General features: G+C 62.5%; 11 protein-coding genes and 1 tRNA gene. 10 read left to right on the plus strand and 2 right to left on the minus strand.

The window, feature by feature from the left end; all coding sequences use genetic code 11:
• Positions 1 to 87: 87 nt before the first annotated feature.
• Complete coding sequence (gene ychF / locus FDG13_RS04205; RefSeq protein ID WP_180125701.1) at positions 88 to 1,179, minus strand: redox-regulated ATPase YchF; 1,092 nt, start codon at positions 1,177 to 1,179, stop codon at positions 88 to 90.
• A gap of 111 nt (positions 1,180 to 1,290) precedes the next feature.
• Here ychF and FDG13_RS04210 point away from each other — a divergent pair, with 111 nt between their 5' ends.
• The 10 genes from FDG13_RS04210 to FDG13_RS04255 all read left to right on the plus strand — a co-directional run bounded on the left by FDG13_RS04210 (position 1,291) and on the right by FDG13_RS04255 (position 11,425).
• Complete coding sequence (locus FDG13_RS04210) at positions 1,291 to 2,412, plus strand: FAD-dependent monooxygenase (protein WP_180125553.1); 1,122 nt, start codon at positions 1,291 to 1,293, stop codon at positions 2,410 to 2,412.
• A 20-nt stretch (positions 2,413 to 2,432) separates the two neighbouring features.
• A complete protein-coding gene (locus tag FDG13_RS04215; protein WP_180125554.1) occupies positions 2,433 to 3,155 on the plus strand; it encodes a DsbC family protein in 723 nt (240 codons plus the stop codon).
• A gap of 12 nt (positions 3,156 to 3,167) precedes the next feature.
• Complete coding sequence (locus FDG13_RS04220; RefSeq protein ID WP_180125555.1) at positions 3,168 to 4,967, plus strand: M61 family metallopeptidase; 1,800 nt, start codon at positions 3,168 to 3,170, stop codon at positions 4,965 to 4,967.
• 73 nt (positions 4,968 to 5,040) lie between these two features.
• On the plus strand, positions 5,041 to 5,820 hold the full coding sequence (locus FDG13_RS04225) for an enoyl-CoA hydratase (protein WP_180125556.1): 780 nt from the start codon (positions 5,041 to 5,043) through the stop codon (positions 5,818 to 5,820).
• Positions 5,821 to 5,875: 55 nt separating this feature from the next.
• Positions 5,876 to 5,952, plus strand: a tRNA-Met gene (locus FDG13_RS04230).
• Between the two features lie 105 nt (positions 5,953 to 6,057).
• The gene (locus tag FDG13_RS04235) at positions 6,058 to 6,612 is read left to right on the plus strand and encodes a hypothetical protein (RefSeq protein WP_180125557.1); all 555 of its coding nucleotides are present in this window, start codon (positions 6,058 to 6,060) and stop codon (positions 6,610 to 6,612) included.
• Positions 6,613 to 6,710: 98 nt separating this feature from the next.
• Positions 6,711 to 8,105, plus strand: coding sequence for a TolC family protein (locus FDG13_RS04240; RefSeq protein ID WP_180125558.1), 1,395 nt, complete (start codon positions 6,711 to 6,713; stop codon positions 8,103 to 8,105).
• On the plus strand, positions 8,102 to 9,085 hold the full coding sequence (locus FDG13_RS04245; RefSeq protein ID WP_180125559.1) for an HlyD family secretion protein: 984 nt from the start codon (positions 8,102 to 8,104) through the stop codon (positions 9,083 to 9,085). Before FDG13_RS04240 ends, FDG13_RS04245 begins: the two co-directional genes overlap by 4 nt.
• Positions 9,086 to 9,107: 22 nt before the next feature.
• On the plus strand, positions 9,108 to 10,295 hold the full coding sequence (locus FDG13_RS04250; protein ID WP_180125560.1) for an ABC transporter permease: 1,188 nt from the start codon (positions 9,108 to 9,110) through the stop codon (positions 10,293 to 10,295).
• Complete coding sequence (locus FDG13_RS04255; protein ID WP_180125561.1) at positions 10,295 to 11,425, plus strand: ABC transporter permease; 1,131 nt, start codon at positions 10,295 to 10,297, stop codon at positions 11,423 to 11,425. Before FDG13_RS04250 ends, FDG13_RS04255 begins: the two co-directional genes overlap by 1 nt.
• A 17-nt stretch (positions 11,426 to 11,442) precedes the next feature.
• On the opposite strand, the gene FDG13_RS04260 is transcribed toward FDG13_RS04255, so the two are convergent.
• Entirely contained in the window at positions 11,443 to 11,769 is a 327-nt protein-coding gene (locus FDG13_RS04260; RefSeq protein WP_180125562.1) for a DUF6172 family protein, read from the minus strand.
• Positions 11,770 to 11,900 lie beyond the last annotated feature (131 nt).

The raw sequence follows: 11,900 nt of genomic DNA on the forward strand, positions 1-11,900 counted from the left end.
TCAGCCCGCGCCATCACCCGCTACACCTCTGAGAGCTACCGACCCTTATCGAAAAAGGGCTAGAGGCCTGTTTGACTGATAACAATCTCAGGAGCTGAACAGGAAGTTCATCACGTCGCCATCCTTGACGACATAGTCCTTGCCTTCGGCGCGCATCTTGCCGGCGTCTTTGGCGCCTTGTTCACCTTTGAAAGCGATGAAGTCTTCATAAGCGATGGTCTGGGCGCGGATGTAACCCTTCTCGAAGTCGGTGTGGATCACACCGGCGGCTTGCGGCCCGGTGTCGCCCTTGTGGATGGTCCAGGCGCGCACTTCCTTGACACCTGCGGTGAAGTAAGTTTGCAGGCCCAGCAGGTCGTAGGCCGAGCGGATCAGGCGGTTCAGACCCGGCTCGTGCAGGCCGAGCTCTTCCAGGAACATCTGGCGGTCCTCGTCACTCATCTCGGCCATTTCGGCCTCCAGCTTGGCGCTGATCGCCACCACCGGCGCGTTTTGCGCGTTGGCGTAGGCGGTCAGCCGGTCGAGCAGCGGGTTGTTGGTGAAACCGTCTTCAGCCACATTGGCGACAAACATCGCGGGTTTGGCGGTGATCAGGAAAAACTGCTTGAGCAACGGCAACTCTTCCTTGCTGAAGTCGAGTGTGCGCACCGGCTTGGCTTCGTTGAGCGCCACCTGACACTTTTCAAGAATCGTCACCAGCTTGGCCGACTCCTTGTCCCCTGAGCGCGCCAGCTTGGTCACGCGGTGCAGGGCTTTTTCCACAGCCGCTAGGTCGGCCAGGCACAACTCGGTCTGGATCACCTCAATGTCGGAGATCGGGTCGACCTTGCCGGACACGTGCACCACGTTGTCATCCTCAAAACAGCGCACCACGTTGATGGTGGCATCGGTCTCGCGGATGTGGGCCAAAAACTTGTTACCCAGGCCTTCACCGGTGCTGGCACCGGCCACCAGACCGGCGATATCCACAAACTCGACGATGGCGCGCTGCACTTTTTGCGGGTTCACGATGGCGGACAAGGCGTCCAGCCGGGCGTCTGGCACTTCCACAATGCCCACATTGGGCTCAATGGTGCAAAACGGGTAGTTTTCCGCAGCAATGCCTGCCTTGGTGAGTGCGTTGAACAGGGTCGATTTACCGACGTTGGGCAAGCCCACGATGCCACATTTCATAAAAATCCTAACGAGTTGGGGGCGCTCTGGCGCAGGGCCAAACTGGCGCAAGCGGCCAGACTGGCTAAACCCTGGATTATCCATGAGGCTGCCGGGGCACTTCTACAATCATCCGCCATGAAACACCAATATGACATCTGCATCCGGGGCGGCGGCATTGTGGGCCACACCCTGGCCTTGTTGCTGGCACGTGAACGCCTCAAGGTGGCCCTGGTGGCCAAACCACCGGCCCAGCCCGCCGCCAGCGCCGCAGATGTGCGCGCCTACGCCTTGAATGCCAAGTCCAGGGCGCTGCTGGAGTCGGTGCGCTGCTGGCCGGACGCGCAACACGCCACCGCCGTCACCCACATGCAGGTGTTGGGTGACGATGGCGGCGAGGTCAACTTCTCGGCATCGGCGCTGGATGTCCCCGCGCTGACCTGGATTGTGGATGTGCCGCTGCTGGAGGCCCGGCTGGCCGAGGCGGTGCGTTTTCAGCCGCAGATCGAGCTGCTGGACAGCCCGGCACCCGCCAGCCTGATGGTGGTGTGTGAAGGCAAAAACAGCGCCACCCGGGCCGAGCTGGGTGTGGCGTTTGAGACAACACGCTACAGCCAGCGTGCGATTGCGACGCGCCTGAGCACCGAACAGGCCCACGGCCAGACCGCACGCCAGTGGTTCACGCAAGGCGAGATCCTGGCCTTTTTGCCACTCGAGGGTGAACAGGGCCACAGCGTGGGAATCGTCTGGTCGGTGCAGGAGAACCGGGTGGAGGCCCTGATGGCAGCCAGCGACGATGACTTTTGTGCTGAACTGGGACAAGTCAGCCAGCACTGTCTGGGCCAGTTGAAACTGACCAGCCCGCGCGTGGCCTGGCCCTTACAAGCCGCACAAGCCAGCCGCTGGATCGGCCACACGGTCGACGGCCAGGCCTGGGCGCTGGCCGGTGATGCTGCTCACGCGGTGCACCCGCTGGCCGGGCAAGGGCTCAACTTGGGTCTGGGTGACGCGGCTGAGTTGGCGCGTATCCTGCAAAACCGCGCCTACTGGCGCCCGGTCAACGACCCCAAGCTGCTGCGCCAGTACGAGCGGGCTCGCCGTGCCGAGGTGGGCACCACCGCACTGGCCATGGACGGCCTGCAGCGACTATTTTCCAGGAACAGCCCCAACTGGCAGGCTCTGCGCAACTGGGGCATGAACGGTTTTGAGCGCAGCGGCCAGGCCAAACAATGGGCGGCACGTTACGCCATGGGCCTTTGAACACATTGACTGGAACCACGATGAAACGACTCTCTCACCTGATCACCTGCGCCGCGCTGCTGGCCACCTGCACCCTCACCAGCGCCTTGGCGCAAGAGGCGGCCATCCGCAAAAACCTGGGTGAGCGTGTGCCCCAACTCGGCAAGATCGACGAAGTCAGCAAAACACCCATCGCCGGTGTCTACGAGCTGCGCATCAACGGCACCGACATCCTGTACACCGACGCCCAAGGCGACTTCCTGATCCAGGGCAACCTGATCGACACCAAACAGCGCCGCAACCTGACCGAAGAGCGGGTTGACAAACTCAGCGCCATCCAGTTCGACAGCCTGCCGCTCAAGGATGCCTTCACCATCGTGCGCGGCAACGGCAAACGCAAGCTGGCGGTGTTTGAGGACCCCAACTGCGGCTATTGCAAACGGTTCGAGGAGGGCCTGCAACAAATCAACAATGTGACGGTCTACATGTTCCTCTACCCGGTGTTGGGGCCGAACTCGGTCGACAAGAGCAAAACCATCTGGTGCGCCAAAGACAAAGCCAAAAGCTGGAGCGACTGGATGCTCAAAGGCGTAGAGCCCAGCAGCGCTAAATGCGACAGCACCGCGGTGGACCGCAATGTTCAGCTGGGCAAAAAACACAAGATCAACGGCACACCCACCCTGATTTTTGCCGACGGCACCCGGGTGCCGGGCGCGATTGGCCCGGATCAAGTGGAAAAGTACCTGAGCCAGTCTGGCAGCTAACAGAGGCAACCCATGCAAGCCATCCACTACCAGATCAGCGCACACAACTTACACGCCCACCTGTTTGACATCACACTGAACATCCCTAGCCCCGCCGCCCAACAGGTGGTGAGCCTGCCGGTGTGGATTGCAGGCAGTTATCTGGTACGTGAATTTGCCAAACACCTGCAGAGTTTGAACGCCCGCCAGGGTAAAAAGACCGTGGCCATCACCCAGCTCGACAAAAACAGCTGGCAGATCGACTGCCAGGCCGGCAAACCGCTGAACCTGAACTACCAGGTGTATGCCTTTGACAACTCGGTGCGTACCGCCTGGCTGGACGCCCAACGTGGTTTCTTCAACGGCACCAGCCTGTGCCTGCGGGTGCACGGCCAGGAAGACCAAGCCCATCAACTGACCCTCGCCAACGATGACCTGCCAAGCGACTGGCAGGTGGCCACCGCATTGCGGCCTGAGAAAACCAGCCCCAAAGGCTTTGGCAGCTACCTGGCGGACAACTACGACGAACTGGTCGACTCGCCGGTGGAACTGGGCAATTTCTGGAGCGGCAGCTTCAGCGCCGGGGGTGTCGAACACCGTTTTGTGGTGGCTGGCGCTTGCGCCAGTTTTGACGGCGCACGCCTGCTGGCCGACACCCAGGCCATTTGCGAGGCCGAAATGACGTTCTGGCACGGCCCAGCCGCCAAGGGTAAATCACGCAGCGCCAAAAACAGCCCACCGCATGACCGTTATGTTTTTATGCTCAACGCGGTGGACAACAGTTATGGCGGGCTGGAGCACCGCCACAGCACCGCATTGATCTGCAAACGTGCCGATCTGCCCCGCCTGGGGCAGAGCCGTGCCTTAGGCGCCACGGATGGCTACGCCAACCTGCTCGGCCTGATTTGCCACGAGTACTTCCACACCTGGAACGTCAAACGCCTGCGCCCGGCCGAGTTCACGCGGTATGACTATGGGCGTGAAAACTACACCGAACTGCTGTGGTTTTTTGAGGGCTTCACGAGTTATTACGACGACCTGCTGCTGCGCCGCGCCGGGCTGATCGACAACGCCACCTACCTGGCGCTGCTGTGCAAAAACATCAACATCGTGCAACAAAGCCCGGGGCGCCTGGTGCAAACGGTGGCGCAAGCCAGTTTTGACGCCTGGGTCAAGTACTACCGGCAGGACGAAAACAGCCCCAACGCCACCATCAGTTATTACACCAAGGGCGCGCTGGTGGCGCTGTGCCTGGACATGAGCCTACGTCAGGGCGGCAAAACCAGCCTGGACGCGGTGATGCGGGCGCTGTGGCAACGCTGCCAGGGCGGCCCGATGACCGAGGCCGACGTGCTGACCGTGTTGCAGGAACTCTCGGGCGAGTCTTACGCCGAGCGGTTGGCGACCTGGGTGCACAGCACGGCCGAGCTGCCGCTGCAGGCCCTGCTGCGTGCGCAGGGCGTGGACTATCTGGAAGATGCGACGGGCCTGGCCGATCAGCTCGGCCTCAAACTCAGCGAGTCGGGCGGTATCCGTATCAAGACCGTGCTGCGCGGCAGCGCCGCTGAGGTGGCCGGGTTTGCGGCGGGTGACGAGTGGCTGGCGGTGTTGCCCACAGCGGGCAAAGGCCAAACGGCCGGCGGCTGGCGCCTCAACAAACTCGATGAACTGCCGCTGTACGTGGACCTGACCCATGCGTTCGAGGCGCTGGTAGCGCGTGACCAACGCCTGATGCACTTGCCGGTCCGTTTGACCAAAGGCGTCACCCAGGTCAAACTCTCGGCCAGCCCGAGCCAACAGCTGGCGGCCTGGCTGGAAACCCAAAAACAATAGCTATCAGCCCTTTTGGAATAAGGGCGACAGGCCATTTTTTTACTCAAGCGTTTGTATTCACCAAGGAGTCGGCATGAGCTACGAACTGATCACCGTGCGTGTGGAAGCTGGCAAGGTTGGCATCATCACCCTGAACCGACCCAAACAGCTCAATGCGCTCAACGACCAGCTGATGAGTGAGCTGGGCGCCGCGCTGCAGGCGTTTGACGCGGACAACGCCATTGCCTGCACGATCCTCACCGGCAGCGAAAAAGCTTTTGCCGCCGGTGCCGACATCGGCGCCATGGCCAGCTACAGCTTTGCCGACGCCTACAAGGGCGACTTCATCACCCGCAACTGGGAGCAGATCCGCAGCGTGCGCAAACCGGTGATTGCTGCGGTGAGCGGTTTTGCGCTGGGCGGCGGTTGTGAACTGGCGATGATGTGTGACTTCATCATCGCCGCCGACAACGCCAAATTTGGCCAGCCCGAGATCAAACTCGGCATCATCCCCGGCGCCGGTGGCACACAACGCCTGCCACGCGCTGTCGGCAAGGCCAAAGCCATGGACATGGCCCTCACCGGCCGCATGATGGACGCGGTGGAGGCCGAACGCGCCGGGCTGGTCAGCCGTGTGGTGCCGCTGGACAAGCTGATGGACGAGGCCCTGGGCGCGGCCCTGATGATCAGCGAGTTCTCACAGATCGCGGTCATGGCGGCCAAGGAGTCGGTCAACCGCGCGTTTGAAGGCAGCTTGAGTGACGGTGTGATGTTTGAGCGCCGCCTGTTCCACGCCTTGTTTGCCACGGCCGACCAGAAAGAAGGCATGGACGCCTTCGTCAACAAACGCAAAGCCAACTTCAGCCACCAATAACGGACAACCCAGTTTGCCAAAAGGCCATTTCTTCCCGCTATAATCTTGCCTCGTTGGTGATATAGCTCAGCTGGTTAGAGCGCAGCATTCATAATGCTGATGTCGGTGGTTCAAATCCACCTATCACCACCAAGATTTTTCAGGAAACCTCAAAAACCCGCACGCTCTCCAGCCTGGCGGGTTTTTTGTTGTCTCGCGCTCCAAGCTTGGCGCCGCTCTACATCGGAGGTATTGGGTTTGTCTGATCGGAAAAAAAGGATAGGTGCCAGCGGCTGGTTGGGCGCTGTTCTGTTGGCTGCTGTGGGTGCGGCCGCGTGGTTCAGGCAGGAGTTTGTGCCTGCCTGGGCCATGGCTCAGCCCACCATCGAGCCGCTGTGGCAACACCTCAAAACGCCCTCGCAGTGGCCCAACTGGGTGGCCTACTTGGTCAGCATCCCATCGGTGCTGGCCGTGTTGTTCCTGGGCTGGCGTTACCTGCAGTACCGGAAAAGCAGCCGACGACTGTTCAAGCAGCTGAGTTATCTGGGCTCGGTCTGGCGTTGGAACAGCCCGGCAGACCTGCCCATGGCCTTGAAACCCTACTGCCCCAACTGCAACGCCCTGCTGGTCTACGAAGAACTGGGCGGACGAGCTGGCAACCAGTCGCAATCGGTGGCGCTGCACTGTGAAGCCTGCCAGACCATCCCGACCGAACAACCCGGCACCTGGAAATACCTGCAGGCGCGCGCCGCGCGCGAGATCGATCGCCTGATCCGCACTGGTGAATGGCGGCAACATGTGCCAGGCCATTAAAGCGGTGAAGCCAATCGCCCACCCGCTCTTGCGGGGCCTGCGGCTCTGATACCCTTGTGGCCAAACCACCACCGCACCAACCAAGCCAAAACTGATCCATGAAACCCCACCTTGGTCTGTTGTCTGCGGGGCTCTTGATCACGCTGTCTGCGTTGGCGCAGACGCCTTCGCTGACGTTTGAGTCGGCCTGGGACCGTCTTCAATCCGGCTCTGACCAGCTGGCTGCGGCCCAGGCAGGTGTCGACAGCAAAGCCCTGCAGTCCCAAGGCCTCCAGGGCCTGGGCGGGCCGGTAGTGCAGCTGAGCGCCGCTGCGTACGCCTACAACCTGAACCTGGATGTGAATCTGGACACGGTCAACAAAAGCCTGTCCCAGATCGGCCAGCAGCTGCCCCCATCACTGCACGCCATGGGCATCAGCCTGCCGCAGTTGCCGTCGAGCTACAGCTACAACCGATCGGACACCGGCACCACCAAAAACATCTCCTTCGTCTGGCCGCTCTACACCGGTGGTGTGGCCGACTCGGTGCGTGGTTTTGTGCAGGCGCAAGGCGACGAAGCCCGTGCCGATGCCGACAAAACCGGCCAGGCGCTGATGACCCAACTGGTGCAGCGTTATTTTGGCGCCCAGCTCAGCGCCCGGGCCGCTGGTTTGCGCCAGGCGGCACTGGATGACATCAGTCAACACGATGCGGCGACCGCCAAGATGCTGGCCTCAGGCGTGATCTCGCGGGTCGAACGCTTGCAGGCGCAGGTCGCGCTGGAAGAGGCCAAACGGCAGGCCCAAAAAGCCCAGAGTGACGCCGAACTGGCTGCCGTGGCCCTGGCACGCACGCTGCAGATGGAGACGCTGGTGACACCAGCCACCCCGCTGTTTGTGTTGACCCAGCCGGTGGAGCCGCTGGCCCATTTTTTGTCGGAGGCGCTCTCGCGCCACCCAGGGCTGGCCAAGGTAGCGGCCAAACAGGCACAGGCCGAACAGTTGCACCAGGGTCAGGAGGGTTTGCGCAAGCCGCAGGTTTTTGCCTTTGGCCAGCGTGAGTTGCAAACAGGTCAGGCCGATTGGGTGGCCGGGGTCGGGGTGCGCTGGACCCTGTTTGATGCGGTCGACCGCGACCTGCTAGCCGCCGCCTCAACCAAACAGATTGAACAAGCCCAGCGCACCGAGTTACAAGCACGCAGCGACATCAGCCTGCTGGTCGAAAAAAACTGGCGCCAGCTCGAACAGACACGGCGCCAGTTTCTGGCCACCGAGCCCGGCGTGACCCTGGCCAAAGAGGTGCTGCGCCTGCGCCGCGCCGCCTTGCGCGAAGGCACCGGCACCGTGCTGGAGCTGATGGATGCCGACGTCAACCTGGTCAAAGTGGAAACCGAACGCGCCCAGGTGGCTTACGACTATGTGCTGGCGCTGGCCAGTTTGCTCGAGAGCTGCGGCCTGTCTGACAGCTTCAGCCGTTATGCCAGCCGCGCCGATGTGAGGATAGAGGGATCATGACAACAAGCCGACCCGTGAAAAATGTGGCGCTGGGCGTTGCGGCCGCTGCCGTGGTGGCCCTGCTGGCCTATGGTTTCTGGCAAGCCAGCCAGCCCGCACCCGAGGTGTTTCAGGGCCAGATGGAGGCGCATGAAACCGACATCGCGCCCAAGGTCACCGCCCGCATCGCTGAGGTGCTGGTCCAGGAAGGTGACCAGGTTCAGGCAGGCAGCACCCTGATGCGAACCCACAGCCCCGAAGTGAGCGCCAAACTGGCCCAGGCCACCGGTGCCCAACAGGCGGCCCAGGCCCTGTCTGACAAGGCCCAGAACGGTGCGCGCCCGCAGGAGATCGAGATGGCTCGCCTGCAATGGCAGCGTGCCCAGTCAGCCGCTGAACTGGCCGAGGTCTCTTACAAACGGGTGGCCGGTCTGGCCAAAGAAGGTTTGGTGGCGGACCAGAAACGCGACGAGGCTTATGCCAACTTCAGCACCTCACGCGACCAGGCGCTGGCCGCCAAAGCCCAGTACGAGCTGGCCCGCGCGGGCGCACGGGCCGAAGACAAGGCCGCCGCCAAGGCCCAGGTGCAACAGGTCACTGGCGTGGTGGCCGAGGTGCAAGCCGCCCAGGACGAAACCGAGTTGAAAAGCCCGGTGGCCGGTGAGGTGGCCAAGGTGCTGGCCAAGGTGGGTGAACTCTCCGCCCAGGGTGTGGCGGTGGTCACAGTGGTGGACCTGGCCGATCAGTGGGTGGTGCTCAATGTGCGTGAAGACCGTCTGCAGCGTTTTGCCAACGGCAGCGAGTTTGAGGCGGTGCTGCCTGCACTGGGCAAGCAGCAGGTGCGTTTCAAGGTGTTCTACACCGCGGTCTTGCCCGACTTCGCCACTTGGCGCGCCACCCGCGCCGGGCAAGGTTTTGATGCGCGCACCTTTGAGGTCAAGGCCCGGCCACTGGTGCGCATCGAGGGCGCGCGCCCCGGCATGAGTGTGCTGGTGCAGTGATCTGCCTGCCCAGCAGCGTGGCATGACAAGCTTCTGGCGCACCTTGGTCAACAGCGCCCGGCGCGAGGCCAGGCGGTTGCGAACTTGCCCATGGGATCTGTCCATGGTTTCCTGGGTGCCGCTGTTGGCCTGCACGGTCATGGCTTGGATATTCTCCGCTGGCCTGCCGCAACAACTGCCGATTGGCCTGATGGACCAGGACCATTCGGCCCTGTCGCGCCAGCTGGGCCGTTTTCTGGCCGCCACACCGGGCTTGAAACTGGTGGCCAGTTACGACGACACAGCGCAGGCCACGCAGGCGCTGCGACGCACCGAGGTCTATGCGGTGGTCAGCATCCCTGCCGACTTTTCACGCCAAATCAAGCTTGGCCAGGCAGCGCAGGTCACTCTTTTGCATAACGCCCAGCTGGGCACCCATTCCGGCCTGATCCAGCGTGATGTGCGCACAGCGGTGGCCACCCTCTCGGCTGGGGTCGAGATGAGTGCACGCAACAAACGCGGCCAGCCTGCGTTGTTGACGCGGGTGGCGATGGAGCCGATCCAGACCCAGCTGGTGACCCTGTTCAACGTCTCCCTCAACTACGAACAGTTTCTGGCCGCCGCGCTGATCCCGGCGCTGTTGCACATCCTGGCCATGACCGCCGGTGCCTGGGCCGTAGGGCGTGAACTGCGTGATGCCACGCTGGGTCAGTGGCTGGGTGATTCACCGGGCTGGTCAAGCGCCAGCGCCGCGCTGCTGGGCAAGCTGGCCTGGCCCTTCATCAGCCTGGGGCTGGTGGGCACGGCCAGCCTGCTGGGCCTGACCTGGGGACGCGGCTGGTTTCCAACCGGCTCTCTGGCCTGCGTGCTGTTGGCGCTGTTGGGCCTGCTGGCCTTGTCCCTGGCGATGGGTGCGGCAGTCGCGGCGGGTACGCTGTCTTTACGCACTGCACTTTCAGCCACCGGCTTTATCACCGCACCCGCCTTTGCCTTCAGCGGAGTGGGGTTTCCGCTGCAGTCGATGCCGGTGCTGGCGCGTGGCTGGGCTGAGTTGTTGCCCTACACCCATTACATCCGGCTGCAGATGGAGCAGCTGCAGATGGGCGCGCCGCTGCGTTACAGCAGCCTGGGTTTGGCCGGTCTGTGGCTGGCCACCACTGTGCTGGGGGCTTTGTCGGCGCAGCTGCTGGTGCGTGCGGCGCGGCAACCCGAGCGTTGGGGTGGCCGCTGATGAACGCGTTGTCCAGACTGTGGCAGGCTTGGCTAGCCACGCTAAAGACCATAGCACGCGACAAAGGCTTGGTGCTGATTTTGGGCCTAGCGCCGCTGATTTATGGCTTTTTTTACCCCTGGCCTTATGGCACCCAGGTCGTGACCCGCGTGCCGGTGGCGGTGGTGGACCTGGACCACAGCAACCTGTCGCGCCAAATCACGCGTTATGTGCAGGCCAGCCCACGCGTTGAGGTGCGCCTGATCACGGGCGACGAACATGCCGCACAACAAGCCCTGTGGGCTGGTGAGATCGAAGGTTTTGCTGTTCTGCCGCGCGACCTCAAACGCAGCGTGCTGCGCGGCAGCCCTGCGGTGGTCACGGTGCAGGCCAACGGCAGCTATGCGCTGCTCAACAAAGCCGTGTCTTACGGGTTCTCAGAAGCCATTGGCACCGTGTCAGCCGGTGTCGAGATCGCCAAACTGGAGGCCGCAGGGCAAGGCAAGCTGCAGGCCCAGGCCAGCCGCAGCCCGATCAGCACCCAGCTGGTGGCTTTGTTCAACCCGACCGAGGGTTATGGCAGTTATGTGGTGCCCGCAGTGGCCTTGCTGATCCTGCAGCAGACCCTGCTGATGGGCCTGGGCATGCTGGTGGGTTTGTGGTGTGAAACGGGCCAAAACCGTGCCGACGCCTTCACCTGGCTGGGCCGGCTGCTCGCATTTTGCACAGTCGGCTGGGCCAACGGGCTGCTGTACTTTGGCTGGATTTACTGGTTGCAGGACTTCCCGCGTGGCGGCAACCCGGGTGGTGCGCTGTTGCTGCTGGCCTGTTATGTGCCGGCCATCTGCACCCTCGGCGCCTTGCTAGGGGTGTGGTTTGGCAACCGCGAACGGGCCCTACAGGTGTTGTTGTTCAGCGCGCTGCCGGTGATTTTTGTCTCGGGCTTTTCGTGGCCCAGTGAGTCCTTGCCCCCACTTCTGCAGCATCTGCGCTGGCTGTTTCCGAGCACCGCCGGGATTCAGGCCTCGCTCAAACTCAACCAGATGGGGGCACCGCTGTCGGATGTGGCCGGGTTGCTGGGGCTGTTGAGCCTGTTGGCGCTGGGTTGTGGCGGCTGGCTGCTGCGGGTCACGCGTCTGCGCCAACCCTGAGCAGCTATTTCAACGACTCAATCGTCCAGAGACGGCTCGCCATCACCCTGGCCCGCTGGATCACGCGCCTTGCGCACCCCGGGTTTGGCCAGCAACTCCAGGTAAAAAGCATCTGCACCGTCTAACGCCGCCGCGTCGATCAGGGCCGTGATGTTGGCCACATGCACGGCCTCAGCGCTGTCTTCGCTGCGGCCAAAGCGGCAATCAAAGTCCCAGAAATCGACACCCTCTGGCAAGGCCTTGTTGCGCTCGCGCTTCATGTACTGGCGAATTTCGTGTTTGGTGGCGTCCAACACACGGTCGCGGTTTTTGCCTTCGATGTTGATTTTGAATGTTTTTCTCACGGTGTCCTTTGCATCAATCTGAACCCGAGCCCCACAGGCTCACAGGATTCGCAGGGGGTCGATTATGCGGCTTGCCCCCACATAGGTGGCCAAAACCCCGCCCGCTTGTGTTACACCTGCGCCCTTGATGC

The organism is Rhodoferax sp. BLA1 (assembly GCF_013416775.1).
Taxonomy (GTDB): Bacteria; Pseudomonadota; Gammaproteobacteria; order Burkholderiales; family Burkholderiaceae_C; genus Rhodoferax.